Below are 15025 nucleotides of genomic sequence, written 5' to 3' on the forward strand. Positions count from 1 at the left end.
GCGGGCGGCACGCACGCACGCACCGACCGACGCGACGAGGGCCGACACCACCAGGTGCCGGCCCTGCGTCGTACGTCGGTCAGTCCTGCTCGGGGTTGCCGTCGCTGTGCGGGTGCCGCCAGCGTTCGTGCGGCTTCGGCGCGTCGTCGGCGTCCTTGGGCGCGTCGCTGTCCTCGAAGCTCGGCCGACGGACGCCTTCGGGCTCCGGCACGTCCACCGGCCTCGCACCGGATCGCGATGCCGGCTGGAAGTCGGTCGCCTCCCGGGCGCCGTGCGCGCCCTCGGCGGCCGGTGACTCCGGCGTGTGGTGCTCCATCCGCAGTTCCTCGGCGAAGTGCTGCGGCGGCTTCGTGGTGCGCTGCGGCAGGTCCCGGCCCAGATCGGCGACGAGCGGGCCGTACTTCAGGTCGAACGCGGGGCGCTCGGAGCGGATCCGGGGCATCCGGTCGAAGTTGCGCAGCGGCGGCGGGCAGCTGGTGGCCCACTCGAGGGAGTTGCCGAAGCCCCACGGGTCGTCGACGGTCACCACCGCCCCGTACCGCCAGGACTTCCACGCGTTGTAGATGAAGAACAACGTGGACAGGCCGAGGATGAACGCGAAGATGCTGGAGATCGTGTTCAGCGTGGTGAAGCCGTCGCTGGGCAGGTAGTCGGCGTACCGGCGGGGCATGCCCTCACTGCCCAGCCAGTGGTGCACCAGGAAGGTGCCGTGGAAGCCGATGAACATGGTCCAGAAGTGCGCCTTGCCGAGCCGCTCGTCGAGCAGCCGCCCGGTCATCTTCGGCCACCAGAAGTAGTAGCCGCCGAAGAGGGCGAAGACCACGGTGCCGAAGACCACGTAGTGGAAGTGCGCCACCACGAAGTAGCTGTCGTGGGTGTGCCAGTCCACCGGCGGGCTGGCCAGCAGCACCCCGGTGAGGCCGCCGAGCAGGAACGTGACCAGGAAGCCGATGGCGAACAGCATCGGCGTCTCGAAGGTGAGCTGCCCCTTCCACATGGTGCCGATCCAGTTGAAGAACTTCACACCGGTGGGCACGGCGATCAGGTAACTCAGGATGCTGAAGAACGGCAGCAGCACCTGGCCGGTGGCGAACATGTGGTGCGCCCACACCGTCATGGACAGCACGGTGATCGCGATGGTGGCCAGCACGATCCCGGTGTAGCCGAAGAGCGGCTTGCGGGAGAAGACCGGAATGATCTCGGTGATGATGCCGAAGAACGGCAGCGCGATGATGTAGACCTCGGGGTGGCCGAAGAACCAGAACAGGTGCTGCCAGAGCATCGGGCCGCCGGTGGCCGCGTCGTACACGTGCGCGTTGAGCAGCCGGTCGGCGGACAGCGCCAGCAGCGCGGCGGCCAGCAGCGGGAAGACGAGGATCACCAGCACGCTGGTGAACAGCATGTTCCAGGTGAAGATCGGCATCCGGAACATGGTCATCCCGGGTGCGCGCAGGGTGAGGATCGTGGTGATCAGGTTGACCGCGCCGAGGATGGTGCCGAGCCCGGAGACGACCAGGCCGAGCACCCACATGTTCGCGCCCACCCCGGGGCTGTTCTCGACGCTGCTCAGGGGGTTGTACGCGGTCCACCCGAAGTCCGCCGAGCCGCCCGGCGCGAGGAACCCGCCGACCACCATCAGCCCACCGAACAGGTACAGCCAGTAGGCCAGCGCGTTGAGGCGGGGGAACGACACGTCCGGCGCGCCGATCTGGATCGGCACGATGAAGTTGGCGAACCCGAACGCCGCGGGCGTGGCGAACAGCAGCAGCATCACCGCGCCGTGCGAGGTGAAGAGCTGGTTGTACTGCTCGGAGGAGAGGAACTGCATCCCCGGGCGGGCCAGTTCGGCGCGCATCAGCATCGCCTGGAGCCCGGCCAGCAGGAAGAACCCGAAGGACGTCAGCAGATACAGCAGACCGATCTGTTTGTGGTCGGTGGTCGCGAGAAATTTGATCAACGAGCCGCCGGGGACCGGTGCTCGTACCGCTCCGGGGAACCCCCCGAAGCGGGCCGGTGCCAGGATCGCCGGGCCCCGATCGCGACCGGGTTCCGTGGTTACCCGCTTGGGCATGGCTGCTCACCCCGTCGTGACGGCAGAAAGGACGGGCGTGCCTACCCGACCCTTGCACCATGTAACCAGCCCGAAGCGGTAATTTCGGTCAGATCGCCAGTACCGGCGCGAGCACCTCGAACGCTCAGGTCGCCGGAAGCATCGCCCAGACGGCCTTGCCCGCACCGGCCGGCACGCTGCCCCAGCGCTGGGTCAGCTCCCGTACCAGCAGCAGGCCCCGCCCACCCTCGGCGTGCAGATCCGTCCCGCCCGCCCGAGCCTGGGCGCTGCTGCCGTCCACCACGGCGAGGTGCAGGTACGGCCGGCGCAGGGTCACCGTCACCTGCATCGGCGTGCCGGCGTGCCGGACCACGTTACCGACCAGTTCGCTGAGCACCAGCGAGGCCGGGCCGGCCGCGTCCGGCAGGTTCCACCGCGCGCACGCGTCGGTGACCAGGTCCCGAGCCCGCCGGCAGGCCCCGGCCACCGGCTCCAGCCGGGCCCGCATCCGCAACGTGGACGTCGTGCCGGCCACCCGGGTCGCCTCGGCGCAGTCCGGCGACGTCGGGACCACCCGGCAGGTGGTCGACTCGGCCAGCCACCGCGCGGCCACCGGCGTCGGGGAGCAGAGCACGACCGGCACCGACGGCCACTCCTGAGCCCGGCGGGCGGTCGCGACGAAGACCGACAGCGCCAGCCGGTCGCGAACGTCGACCTCGGCCATGTCGACCACCAGCGCCTCCGTCTCCTCGACGAGGGCTCCGTTGAGCGCCTGGTGCACCGACCGCATGGTGCCCAGGTCCAGTGCGCCGCTGAGCCGGACGACCGCCACCGGTGCCGTGGTGCGCACGTCGCAGGTGATCCGGCTGGACATCGGCGCCCTCCATTCGCTGCTGGGTCGGGATCTGCCAACTACCCGACGCCCCGCCGCGTCAAACGGGATGGGCGGCGAGGCGAGCCAGGTCACGCACCGAAGCGGCAGGTCACGGGCGGTGCCGGCGCCGGCATGGTCACGGCCGGTGCCGGCTGGTGCCGACACCCAGCGCGATCATGCCGGCGCCGAGTCCCAGGTGCAGCCAGCCGTCGGCGTTGTTGACCGGCAGGACGTTCGCCCCGGTGTCGTGGTCCACCGCCAGCCCGTACAGCCACAACACCAGGTAGACGGCGCCGCCCCCGATCAGGAACGCCCGGGCGCCGGTGACCGTCCGGGCCAGCACCAGACCCGCCACCCCGAACGCCACGTGCACCAGGTTGTGCAGCACCGACACCTGGAAGACACCGAACAGGTACGCGCCCGAGTCGTGGCCGGCGAAGCGCAGGGCGTCCATGCCGCTGGTGATCCCCGGCACGAAACCGAGCGCGCCGACCAGCAGGAACAGCACCCCCACCGATGCCGCCGCGCGACGTACCGGCGGCTTGCCGTCAGCCGGGTTGGGGCGCGCCCGGGAGTGCGCCATCGATCCGACCATCACCGGCTCCTCGCTGCGCCGCGGGCATGAGGCTGCCGGGCTACCCGCTGCCGCCACCGCCAAACCCGCGCCACCGTTGCGGCCGTGTCGCCGGTCCGGCCGCGCCACCGGTCCGGCCGAGTCGCCGCCGTCAGGCGGGGAGCAGCCTCGGCGCGCTGGCCAGCTGGCGGACCCGCTCGTACAGCTCGACGTAGCGCTGCGCCATGACCGCGGGGGTGAACCGCTGCGCGGCGACCCGCCGGCACTCGTCGGGCTCGAGCAGTTCGGCGGAGAGTACGAGGTCGTCCAGCTCCTCCTCGTCGGTGGTGAGCAGACCGGTGCGGCCGTGCTCGATCAGCTCCGGCAGGCAGCCCCGGGAGGTGGCCACCACCGGCGTGCCCAGGGCGAGGGACTCGACGACCGCCGTGCCGCCCGGCTCCTCCCAGCGCAGCGGGAACAGCGACGCGCGGGCGCTGGCGAGCAGGTCGTCGCGCTCCTGACCGGCCACGGTGCCGACCCAGCGGACCAGGTCGCCGTCGACGTGGGGCGCCACCTCGTCGAGGAAGAACCGCACGTCCGGGTTCTGCCGGGCCTCGTCGCCGGCCGCGGCCAGGTCGGCCGGCCGATGGTACGGGCCGACGGGACCAGCCAGCACCAGCGGAACGCCGATCCGGTGCGCGAGCCGGGCACCCACGTCCTGCCCCTTGCCCGGGTTTATCCGGCCCAGGATGAGCAGGTGCTCGCCCTTCTCCGGTCGGGGCCGCCGATCGGCGTCGACGGCGAGCGGGGTGGACAGGTGCACGTGCCCCACCGAGTGCTCCCGCAACGCCAGCGGAGCGCGGGCCAACTGCGACGCGGAGACGCCGTTGACCCGGACCCGGTCGCCGCCGTCCAGACCGCCGTAGAGCGCCGGATGCTTGGCCAGGTCCCAGTGCAGGGTGTGCAGGGTCGGCGGGCCGGCCGGTCCCATCGCGGCGAGAGTGGCCAGCCCGACCGCCTCGACGTGGTCGTGCACCAGGTCGATGTCGTCGCGGGAGTGCAACTCCCGCACCACCCCGGCCAGGTGCGCCTGGGCGATCCCGCAGACCTGGTTGTACGGCCGCTGCAACGCGGCGAACTGCCCGTCGGCGAAGACCGACACCTGTTCGTCCACCGGCAGGGTGCTGCTGCCCACCGAGGCGAGCACCACCCGTACGCCGAGTCGCCGCAGCTCCGGCACCAGCGTGGCGATCACGTTCTCGATGCCGCCGTAACCGGGTGGTGGCACGGACAGCCACGGGCCGGCGTTCATCAACACGGTCAGGCCCATCGTGCCCGTCCCTTCCTGCCGCTCACGGTGCCCCCGGTTCGCGACTGCGGGGCTCGCAGGACCGGCTCACGCCTCGCGCTCACGCGGCGGCCACCCGGCGGCGGGGCACCCGGTGGCGTAGCTCGGCCAGTGGGGGGCGCTCCTCGATGGACACGTCGCTGACCACGATCTCGCGGTCGAGGTTGGGCAGCGTGTCGGAGCCGCCGCGACGGAACTGGGTCAGCAACGACTCCGGCACCAGCCCGGGAGTGGCCCAGCCGCGCCGCTGCAACCGGGACCAGGCGGTCAACATGATCTGGGCGGACATCCGGCCGAGGGCCGCCGTGTCCTGGTGCCGGTGCTTACGCTCACCGAGGTCGACCTGCGCCATCGCGTCCAGGCCCACCAGGTCGAGCAGGTCGATCATCATGGCCGTCTCCACCCCGTACCCGGAGACGAACGGCACCTGGGACAGCACGTCCCGGCGGCCCGCGTACTCGCCGGCGAGCGGCTGCACGAAGCCGGCCAACTCGGGCCAGAACAGGTTGAGCAGCGGCCGGGCCATCAACTCGGTCACCCGGCCGCCGCCGTCCTGCTCCACGTTTGCGGCGCCCACCAGTGGGCGGTGATAGAAGCCCTTCACGAAATCGACCGACGGGTCGGTCAGCAGCGGGCCGAGCAGTCCGCTGACGAAGTGCGGGCGAAACTCCCGCAGGTCGGCGTCGATGAATGCGACCACGTCACCTTCGGCGGCGGCCAACCCGGCCCAGAGCGCGTCGCCCTTGCCGGTGAGTCGGGGCAGCCCTCGGGTCATCGCGTCCTGGCTGACCACCTCGGCGCCGGCGGCGCGGGCCACCTGCGCGGTCCGGTCGGTGGACCGGGAATCCACCACGATCAGCTCGTCGACCAGGGCGACCCGATCCATCAGGTGCTCCCGGATGGTCGACACGATCGCGCCGACGGTGGCCTCCTCGTTGCGGGCCGGCAGCACCACGCTGACCCGCGTCGTTCCCTTGGCACGCAGCAGCCGACGTGCCGGCCAGTCGGCCGCCGACGTCGTCCGGTACGTGGCCCACGCCTCCACCACCGGTGACACGCTTGTTGTCGTATCCCGCACGGGCACCCCTCCGTTCGTGCGTGGAAAAACCAAAATTGGTTGTTCCCAATCGCCAGCACGCTCTAACCGCTTTTCCGGCAACAGCTTGATCACAACGGTGACATGACCGCGTTCCCAGGGGATGAACGTTTGATTGCGCACACCCCAGGGGACTGCTCCCACCGCACATGAAAGGTCTTCGAAGGGGTGTCGAATGCGTGTAAGCCGGGTGGGTCTGGTCGGAGCCGGTGGAGTGGCACAACGCCACGCGCGGGTGCTGACCGGATTCGACGACGTGGAGTTGGTCGCGGTCACCGACGTCACACCGGAGGCGGCGTCCGCGCTGGTCGCGCAGCACGGCGGGCGGGCCTGCGCCGACGTCGCCGAGCTGCTGGCCACCGGCCCGGACGCGGTCTACATCTGTGTGCCGCCGTTCGCGCACGGTCCGGCGGAGGAAGCCGTGATCGAGGCCGGCGTGCCGATGTTCGTGGAGAAACCCGTATCGGTCGACCTGGGTACCGCCGAGCGGATCGCCGACCTGGTGGCCCGCAGCGGGCTGCGCACCGCGGTCGGCCACCACTGGCGTTACCTGACGGTGCTCGACGAGGCCCGCGCGTTGCTCGCCGACCGTCCGGTGCGGATGGTCAGTGGCGCCTGGCTGGACAAGGTGCCCCCGGTGGCGTGGTGGTCGCGGCGGGACCGCTCCGGTGGCCCGGTGGTCGAGCAGGCGGCACACGTGCTCGACCTGATCCGCGTGCTGGCCGGCGAGGTGACCGAGGTCACCGCGTACGGCAACGGCACGCCGCCACCTGTCGACGGCGCCGACATCGACTCGGTGACCACCGCCGCCCTGCGCTTCGCCGACGGCGCGGTCGGCACGCTCAGCGCCGCCTGCGTGCTGGGCTGGAAGCACCGCGCCGGGTTGGAGATCCTCGCCGACGGGCTGGCACTCGCGCTGAGCGAGGACGGCCTGACGATCCGCGACGCCGACGGGGAACGACACGTCCCGGCCGACCCGGACGCCGCCCGGGTGGCGGTGGACCGTGCCTTCGTCGACGCCGTACGGGGCATCGGCGACGACGTGCGCGTCCCGTACGCCGAGGCCCTCGCGACCCAACGGCTGGCCCTCGCGGTGGCCGACTCGGCCCGCACCGGCGCGACCGTGCGGCTGACGACCCCGAGCCTGCCGGCGGTCCTCGACACGGGGGTGACCGTCGATGCGTGACACGGTCGTGGTGGTCACCGGTCCGGGCCGCGTGGAGCTGGTGGAGCAGGACGCCGCCCCGCTGCGCCCCGGCACGTTCCGGGTCGAGACGCTGTTCAGCGGCGTCTCGGCCGGCACCGAGCTGAGCTACGTCAAGGGCACCAACCCCTACCTGAACGTCACCTGGAACGCCGACCTGGGGCTGTTCCAGCCGGGAGCGGCGAGCACGCCGTACCCGGTGACCCGGCTGGGGTACATGCAGGTCGGCCGGGTGGTGGAGAGCGAGACCCCCGCCGTCGCGGTGGGCACGGTCGGCGCGATGACCTACGGGCACCGCACCGGCTGGCTCGCCGACCCGGTCGCCGAGCGGTTCGTGGCGCTGCCCGACGACCTGGACCCCCTGCTCGGCGTCTACGTCGCGCACATGGGTCCGATCTGCGCCAACGGTCTGCTGCACGCCGCCGCCGACCTGCACGGCGCCGACGTCCGCTCGCTCGGCGACGGGGTACGCGGCCGACGGGTCGCCGTGGTCGGCGCGGGCGTGGTGGCGCTGCTGACGGCGCTGTTCGCCCGACGAAACGGCGCCGCCTCGGTGGTGGTGCTCGATCCCACCCCGCACCGCCGGCAGGTCGCCGAGGCGCTCGGTCTGGAAACCCTCGACCCGGACGCGGACGACCCGGCGGTCGTGCTCAAGACCCGGTGGGCGCACACCGCCGGTGACCGCGGCGCCGACGTGGTGTTCCAGTGCCGGGGGCAGGCGTGGGCGTTGCAGCTCGCCCTGCGGCTGCTGCGGCCCCAGGGCACCGTCATCGACCTCGCCTTCTACCAGGGCGGGGCGGACGCGGTCCGGCTCGGCGAGGAGTTCCACCACAACGGCCTGTCGCTGCGCTGCGCGCAGATCGGCCGGGTGCCGCGCGGACTCGCCCCCACCTGGGACCGGGAGCGGCTCTCCGCCGAGACCGTCGACCTGCTCCGGACCTATGGCGACGTGGTCCGCAAGCACCTCGTCTCCGCCGTGGTGCCGTTCGACCAGGCGCCGACCCTGCTCACCGACCTGGCCGACCGTCGCCGCCAGGAGCTACAGGTGGTGCTGTCCGCCTGAGGTGCCGGAGCGGACCCGCCGGGTGACCGGGCCGGCTACCGTTCGCGGAATGAGCACCTCGCGAGGCCGGCCGGACGGCGACACGTCGCACGGCCGGCCGGTCGGTCTGAGCGCACTGCTGCCGTATCTGCGAGAGCACCGCGGCACCCTGGTCGTGGTGGGCGTGTTGTCGCTCGTCGGCGCGGCGGCGTCGCTGGCCCAACCGCTGCTCACCCGGTCGGTGCTCGACCGGATCAGCGCCGACCAGCAGGTCTCGGACCTGGTGGCGGTGCTGGTGGCCCTCGTGGTGCTCGCCGCGGCGATCGGCGGGCTGCGCGACTACCTCCTGCAACGCACCGCCGAGGGGTTGGTGCTGGGCACCCGGCGGCGGCTGGCCGGGCACCTGCTGCGGTTGCCGATCGCCGAGTACGACCGGCGGCGCACCGGTGACCTGCTCTCCCGGGTCGGCTCGGACACCACCCTGTTGCGCGCGGTCGTCACCGCCGGGCTCTTCGAGACGGTCACCGGGACGGTGATGGTGGTCGGCGCAGGCACCGCCATGGTGCTTCTCGACCCGCTGCTGTTCGGCGTCACCCTGCTCGGGGTGGCGCTGGGGCTGGGATTCGCGGCCACCTTCGCCCGGCGGGTCCGGGCGTTGGCCCGCACCGCCCAGGAGCGGATCGGCGAGATGACCTCGGCGGTGGAGCGGGCCATCTCGGCGGCCCGGACCATCCGGGCCAGCCGGGCCGAGGCCCGGGAGACGGAGACCGTCACCGGCAGCGCCCGGGAGGCGTACGCGGCGGGGCTGCGGGTGGCCCGGGTGCAGGCGGTGGTCGGGCCGATCGGCTCGCTGACCGTGCAGGGCGCCTTCCTGCTGGTCCTCGCCATCGGTGGGGCCCGGGTGGCCGCCGGGGCGATCACCGTGGGTGACCTCGTCGCGTTCGTCATGTACCTGTTCTTCCTGGCCCTGCCGCTGGCCCAGGTGCTGCGGGCGTACACCCAGTTGCAGTCCGGCCTGGGCGCCCTGCAACGGATCGAGGAGATCCTGGCCGTGCCGGCGGAGGGCGCGGCGGACCGGCCGGCGCCGGCCGGCGCGACGGCGACCCCGCGCGAGCCCGCCCCCATGATCGAGTTCGACCGGGTGGGGTTCGGCTACCCGGGCGGCGAGCCGGTGCTGCGCGAGGTCAGCTTCGCGGTGCCCGCCGGCACCCGTACCGCGTTGGTCGGGCCCTCGGGCGCCGGGAAGTCGACGCTGCTCGCGCTGGTCGAGCGCTTCTACGAGGTGAGCGCCGGGGCGGTCCGGATCGACGGCAGCGACGTGCGGGACCTGCCCCGCGACGCGCTGCGCGCCCGGCTCGGCTACGTGGAACAGGAGGCCCCCGTCCTGGCCGGCACGCTGCGGGAGAACCTCCTGATCACCACCCCCGATGCCACCGACGACCGGTTGCGCGGCGTCCTCGACGAGGTCAACCTGAGCCACCTGGCCGAGCGCACCGCCCAGGGGCTGGACGTCCAGGTGGGCGAGGGCGGGGTGCTGCTCTCCGGGGGTGAGCGGCAGCGGCTGGCCATCGCCCGCGCGTTGCTCGCCAGCCCGCCGGTCCTGCTGCTGGACGAGCCGACGAGCAACCTCGACTCACGCAACGAGGTCGCGCTGCGCCGTGCCATCGACGCGGTGGCCGTCCGCCGCACCCTGTTGATCGTGGCCCACCGGCTCGCCACAGTGGTCGACGCCGACCAGATCGTCGTCCTCGACGGCGGTCGGGTGGTGGCCGTCGGCACCCACGCCGAGCTGACCGCCACCGACCCGCTCTACCGGGAACTCGCCGCCCATCAGCTGCTGGTCGGCTGACACCGACGGATCCGGTTCAACTTGCCGGCGGCCGGGCCGCGCAAGCCGCTTCGAATCGCGTACCGTTGCCGCTCATGGGTGTGTCGCAACGGTTCAAGAGCAAGTTCCGGCGGTTCCTCCAGCGGCCCGGCTCGACCGTGGATCTCGCTCCGCTGGAGAAGCTGCTGCCGGCGATCGAGGCGCGTGCGGACGAGCTGGCCGCGCTCGACGACGCCGAGTTGACCGAGGCCGCGGGTGCCGCCGTCGGCTACGAGGAGATCTGCGCCGTCGGCCGCGAGGCCGCCCGCCGGGGCCTCGACCAGCGGCCGTACGACGTGCAGCTGCTCGGCGCGATGTCGCTGCTCTCCGGCAAGGTCGCCGAGATGGCCACCGGTGAGGGCAAGACGCTGACCGCCACGATCGCCGCGTACGGGCATGTCCGGCTCGGCAACGGGCCGGTGCACGTGCTCACCATCAACGACTACCTGGCCCGCCGCGACGCCCAGTGGATGGAGCCCGTCTACACCCTGCTCGGCCTCACCGTGGGCTGGGTCAACGAGGCCTCCACCCCGCAGGAGCGGCGCGAGGCGTACGCCTGCGACGTCACCTACGTCTCGGTCAGCGAGGCCGGCTTCGACTACCTGCGCGACCAGCTCGTCACCGACGTCGACGACCGGGTGCAGCCGCCGCTGAGCACCGCGATCGTCGACGAGGCCGACTCGATCATGATCGACGAGGCTCGGGTGCCGATGGTCCTCGCCGGGGCGGTGCCGGGCGAGCAGGACCCGGTGCACGCCGCCGCGGCGCTGGTCCGCGGGCTGCGCAAGGGCAAGCACTACACCGTCGCCGAGGACGGGCGCAGCGTGGCGTTCACCGCCGCCGGCCTGGCCGCCGTCGAGGCCAAGCTCGGCATCGACCTGTACGACGAGGAGCACGTCACCCAGCTCTCCGCGGTCCACGTGGCGCTGCACGCGCACGCCCTGCTCAACCGTGACGTGGATTACATCGTCCGGGACGGTTCGGTCGAGCTGGTCGACGAGATGCGCGGCCGGGTGGCCCAGCGCCGCCGCTGGCCGGACGGGCTCCAGGCGGCGGTCGAGGCCAAGGAGGGCCTGGACGCCACCGCCGAGGGCGAGGTGCTCGGCACCATCGCCGTGCAGGCGTACATCGCGCTCTACCCGAAGGTCTGCGGGATGACCGCCACGGCGGTGCTGGTCGGCGACCAGTTGCGGGAGTTCTTCGACCTCGAGGTCGCGGTGATCCCGCCGAACACTCCGTGCATCCGCGAGGACGAGCCGGACCGCATCTACGCCACCCGGGCCGAGCGGGACGAGGCGCTGATCGACGAGATCCAGCGCTGGCACGCCAAGGGACGGCCGATGCTGGTCGGCACCCTTGACGTCAAGGAGTCCGAGAGCCTGGCCGCCGGGCTCAACGCGGCCGGGGTGCCCTGCGTGGTGCTGAACGCCAAGAACGACGACGAGGAAGCGGCGATCATCGCCGAGGCCGGCGCGTACGGCGCGGTGACCGTGTCCACCCAGATGGCCGGCCGGGGCGTCGACATCCGGCTCGGCGGCAGCGACCAGAGCGACCAGGAGCGGGTCACCGAGCTGGGCGGGCTCTACGTGATCGGCAGCGGCCGGCACGACAGCCGCCGGGTGGACGACCAGCTGCGCGGTCGGGCGGGCCGGCAGGGCGACCCGGGAGGTTCTGTCTTCCTGGTCAGCCTGGAGGACGACCTGGTCGTCCGGCACGCCGCCGACGCGGTGCCGCCGTCGCCCCGGATGAACGCCGACGGCCTGGTCACCGACGAGCAGGTGGACTACGCGGTGGAGCACGCCCAGCGGGTCGCCGAGGGCGTCAACCACGAGATCCACCGCAACACCTGGCGCTACAGCGTGGTGATCGAGCAGCAGCGCAAGGCCCTCGCCGCGCGCCGGGAGCGGCTGCTGACCAGCGACGTGGCCGCGGTGATGCTGCTGGAGAAGGCGCCGGAGAAGGCCACCGAGATGGACGAGGACCTGCTGGCCCGGGTGGCCCGGTCGGTCGCGCTCTTCCACCTGGACCGGCTCTGGGCCGAGCACCTGGCCGAGTTGTCGGAGGTCCGGGAGGGCGTGCACCTGCGCGCGCTGGGCCGGCTCGACCCGCTGGACGAGTTCCACCGGGCCGCCGTGCCGGCGTTCAACGACCTCGTCCCGGAGATCGAGGCCCGCACCATCGCCACCTTCAACGAGACCGAATTCGATGAGGACTGGCAGCCCGACGACGGCACCCTGGTCCGGCCCACCGCCACCTGGACGTACCTGGTGCACGACAACCCGTTCGGTTCGGAACTCGACCGGCTCATCGCCTCCATCGGTCGACGACTCAGCGGAGCCTCGCGCTGATACACGCAGTCGGGCCCCTGTCACCGCGCGTCCGGGTGGCAGGGGCTCCGATTTGCGCCGTTTCGGCCCTGGTATCGCGGGTAGTAGCACTGTTCGGTTGAGTCGGGAGAGAGCAGACGATGACACAGGTGACGATGCCCGCCGGGCAGGCGCGAGGGTGTACGGAGGCTGCGAACCGGTGAACCTCGACACGCGGGAACCGGTGGTGCAGAGTCTCGGCGTCCTGGAAACAGCCGCACTGTTGCGGGAACTGACCGCCGGCCTGATCGCGCTGACCGATTTCGATGAGGCGTTGCTGGCGCTGGTCCGGGTCACCCGCGACGCGGTGGCCGGGGTGCGCTGGTGCGGGTTCACCGCCCTGCGCGCCGGCGAACCGGCAGGCGTGGCTGCCTCCGACGAGCGGCTGGCCGGCCTGGACGACCTGCGGCACGGCCCGGACTCGCCGGCGATGAGCGCGATCCGCCGCCGGGAGATGATCCTCGCCGCCGACCTGGCCGGTGAGCCGCGCTGGCCGGTCTGGACGGCGCGTGCCCGCGACCTTGGCGTCCACGGGGTGATCTCGGCCCCGGTCGACATCGACGACCAGGTGATCGGGGCGATCAACCTGTACGCCGGCTCACCCGACGTGCTCACTCCCCAACACCAGTTGACCGCGATGCTGCTCGCCGAACATGCCGGCCTGCTGCTGGCCGCCGTCCGCGACCGCGGCCGACAATCCGCTCTCGCCGGGGAACGGGACGCCGCGCTGCTGCAGGACGGGGTCGTGGGCCAGGCCATCGGCGTGATCATGACCCAGCGGGGGTGCCCAGCGGTCGAGGCCCTGGAGGTGCTGCGTACCGCCGCGTCGTCGTTGGACATCCCGCTCCGCGAGGTGGCCGAGCGACTGGTCCGGACGGTCTCCCGCCAGCGCGACACCTGACCACCGGCCGACCGCCGCCCGCTTTCGGCTGATCGACTCGGGTTTTCTGACGTCGGGGTGTCCGGGGCCTGCCGACGGCCCGATTTCCCGGAAACCCGAGGCGATCACGCGGCCTGGCGCCCTCGGGTGCCCGTTCTCCCTGCTGGCGGGGAGTCGGGCGGCATCGTTTCACGGCGAGTGGTCTCGGGTAGCACTCTGGGTCAGGTGCGCTGCGCCGACCCGGGGGAGGATCCATGCAGAGCCGGCTGCGGGTGCAGGGCCACCCGATCCAACCGATGCTCGTGACGTTCCCGCTCGGGCTCTTCGTGAGCGTCGCCGTCTTCGACCTCACCGACCTCCTCGGCGGGCCGGCGTTCCTGGGTGAGGTCGGCTACTGGACGACCGTCGCCGCTCTCGTCGCCGCCGCGCTGACCGCGGTGGCCGGCATGGTCGACCTGTGGGACGTGCCGGGTGACCGCACCCGCCGCACCGCGGTCGCCTTCAACCTGGTGAACACCGCGATGGCCGCCATGTTCCTCCTCACCTGCCTGGTCCGGTCGCAGTCCCCGGAGCGTGGCGCGTCCGCCGCGATCCTGGTCACCGAACTTGTCGCGTTGGCTGTCGGCGGGATCGGCGTGCACCTGGGCGCCCGGCTGATGCGCCAGTTCGACACCGGCCGCGCGGAGGCCGGCGGCCTGGAGACGCTCGCCGGCTCCCCGGTGGAGATGTCCCGCCCGCGCCCCTGATCGGCCGCGCCGGACCGGCCGGTGTCGGAGCGGCTCTCTATCATCCGCGCATGACCTCGCCGCTGGACACACTTCCGAAGATCGGTGCGCCCGCGACGCGTGCCCTGCACGGCGCCGGCTACACCACCCTGCGCCAACTCGCCGGCGTCCCCCGGTCGGACCTGGCCAAGCTGCACGGCATGGGGCCGAAGGCGCTCGGCATCCTCCAGGCCGCCCTCGAAGAGCACAACCTGGGGCTCGGCTGAGGCCGGTCGCTGCCAGCCGCCACCGCCCGCACTCGACGACCGACCGGCGCTTGCTCCTGCCTCCCTGCGGCCGTCCTGGGATCGCCGACGTGGGAGCGGATGCGCTCGCCGGTGTCCGGCCGGACAGGCGGACAGCTGCCGTCGTCGGTGTGGTTGCGGGTCAGGAGCGACTGCTGGCCTCGACAATGGCGGCACGCATGTCGGCCGTGTGTTCCTCGGCGAGGTCCGACCGGCCGTGGTACTGCGCCGGGGTGTTGTGGAACAACGCGACACGCCACGTGCCGTTGTGCTGCACCGCGACCAGCGACTGCACCGCGTTCACCGCCGGGTTCACGTCTGTGTGGCCCGGCGGGACCATCCCGACCCGCGCTCGCAGCAGCGCGACCGCCGGACCGAGTGGACGTACCTCCTGCACTCTCCACACGTAGGAGGCGGTCGGGTGGTCCGTGAAGATCGGGACCAGGTGTTTCTCCAGCTCCGACGCGTCGACCTGGCTGCCGTCGAAACCGATGAGCGAGGCGTCGTCGGTGAACAAGGAGGCGTACCGCCGCGCGTCGCGGTCGTTCCACGCGCTCAGCAAGTCCTCGTAAAGCCGCCGTATCGCGGCATCTTCCTCAGCCATGCCTCGCATCCTGCCACCCGGGAGGGACGGCGCACTGGCCAGCGCCACGCCGCATGCCTGGCGAGCGCCGGCGAAGCGGTGTCCGACGATTCCAACAGTGCCGGTCGACGGCGGCGGGCGACGCGGCCTGCG

13 protein-coding genes are annotated in these 15025 nt (G+C 72.3%); 7 read left to right on the forward strand and 6 right to left on the reverse strand.

All coding sequences use genetic code 11. From position 1 onward, the window contains the following. Positions 1-79 precede the first annotated feature (79 nt). The 5 genes from ctaD to AB0C01_RS28285 form a co-directional block, all read right to left on the reverse strand. Positions 80-2071 (reverse strand): cytochrome c oxidase subunit I, encoded by a 1992-nt coding sequence (ctaD, locus tag AB0C01_RS28265; RefSeq protein ID WP_357254065.1) that lies wholly within the window; start codon positions 2069-2071, stop codon positions 80-82. A gap of 124 nt (positions 2072-2195) precedes the next feature. Then, positions 2196-2924, reverse strand: a complete 729-nt coding sequence (locus AB0C01_RS28270; protein WP_357254067.1) for an STAS domain-containing protein — start codon at positions 2922-2924, stop codon at positions 2196-2198. Between the two features lie 136 nt (positions 2925-3060). After that, positions 3061-3519, reverse strand: a complete 459-nt coding sequence (locus AB0C01_RS28275) for a DUF4383 domain-containing protein (RefSeq protein ID WP_357572574.1) — start codon at positions 3517-3519, stop codon at positions 3061-3063. 130 nt (positions 3520-3649) lie between these two features. Further along, a complete protein-coding gene (locus tag AB0C01_RS28280) occupies positions 3650-4807 on the reverse strand; it encodes a glycosyltransferase (protein ID WP_357572575.1) in 1158 nt (385 codons plus the stop codon). Between the two features lie 79 nt (positions 4808-4886). After that, on the reverse strand, positions 4887-5870 hold the full coding sequence (locus tag AB0C01_RS28285) for a glucosyl-3-phosphoglycerate synthase (protein ID WP_357254272.1): 984 nt from the start codon (positions 5868-5870) through the stop codon (positions 4887-4889). 226 nt (positions 5871-6096) lie between these two features. On the opposite strand from AB0C01_RS28285, the gene AB0C01_RS28290 reads away from it, so the two are divergent. The 7 genes from AB0C01_RS28290 to AB0C01_RS28320 all read left to right on the forward strand — a co-directional run bounded on the left by AB0C01_RS28290 (position 6097) and on the right by AB0C01_RS28320 (position 14271). After that, a complete protein-coding gene (locus AB0C01_RS28290; protein WP_357254073.1) occupies positions 6097-7107 on the forward strand; it encodes a Gfo/Idh/MocA family oxidoreductase in 1011 nt (336 codons plus the stop codon). Further along, entirely contained in the window at positions 7100-8188 is a 1089-nt protein-coding gene (locus tag AB0C01_RS28295) for a zinc-binding alcohol dehydrogenase (RefSeq protein ID WP_357254075.1), read from the forward strand. Before AB0C01_RS28290 ends, AB0C01_RS28295 begins: the two co-directional genes overlap by 8 nt. Before the next feature lie 49 nt (positions 8189-8237). Further along, positions 8238-10016 (forward strand): ABC transporter ATP-binding protein, encoded by a 1779-nt coding sequence (locus AB0C01_RS28300; protein ID WP_357572576.1) that lies wholly within the window; start codon positions 8238-8240, stop codon positions 10014-10016. Between the two features lie 74 nt (positions 10017-10090). Beyond that, entirely contained in the window at positions 10091-12382 is a 2292-nt protein-coding gene (secA2, locus tag AB0C01_RS28305) for an accessory Sec system translocase SecA2 (protein ID WP_357254079.1), read from the forward strand. A gap of 178 nt (positions 12383-12560) precedes the next feature. Continuing rightward, positions 12561-13301, forward strand: coding sequence for a GAF and ANTAR domain-containing protein (locus AB0C01_RS28310; RefSeq protein WP_357254081.1), 741 nt, complete (start codon positions 12561-12563; stop codon positions 13299-13301). 233 nt (positions 13302-13534) lie between these two features. Then, positions 13535-14026 (forward strand): DUF2231 domain-containing protein, encoded by a 492-nt coding sequence (locus tag AB0C01_RS28315; RefSeq protein WP_357572577.1) that lies wholly within the window; start codon positions 13535-13537, stop codon positions 14024-14026. Between the two features lie 50 nt (positions 14027-14076). After that, positions 14077-14271 carry a helix-hairpin-helix domain-containing protein gene (locus tag AB0C01_RS28320; RefSeq protein WP_357254085.1) on the forward strand — a complete coding sequence of 65 codons (195 nt, stop codon included), beginning with the start codon at positions 14077-14079 and terminating at the stop codon, positions 14269-14271. A 160-nt stretch (positions 14272-14431) separates the two neighbouring features. Here the strand turns inward: AB0C01_RS28320 and AB0C01_RS28325 are convergent, their stop codons facing one another. After that, a complete protein-coding gene (locus AB0C01_RS28325) occupies positions 14432-14893 on the reverse strand; it encodes an SgcJ/EcaC family oxidoreductase (protein WP_357572578.1) in 462 nt (153 codons plus the stop codon). Positions 14894-15025 lie beyond the last annotated feature (132 nt).

The sequence above is a fragment of the Micromonospora sp. NPDC048905 genome, assembly GCF_040649655.1.
In the GTDB taxonomy this organism is placed as follows: Bacteria; Actinomycetota; Actinomycetes; order Mycobacteriales; family Micromonosporaceae; genus Micromonospora.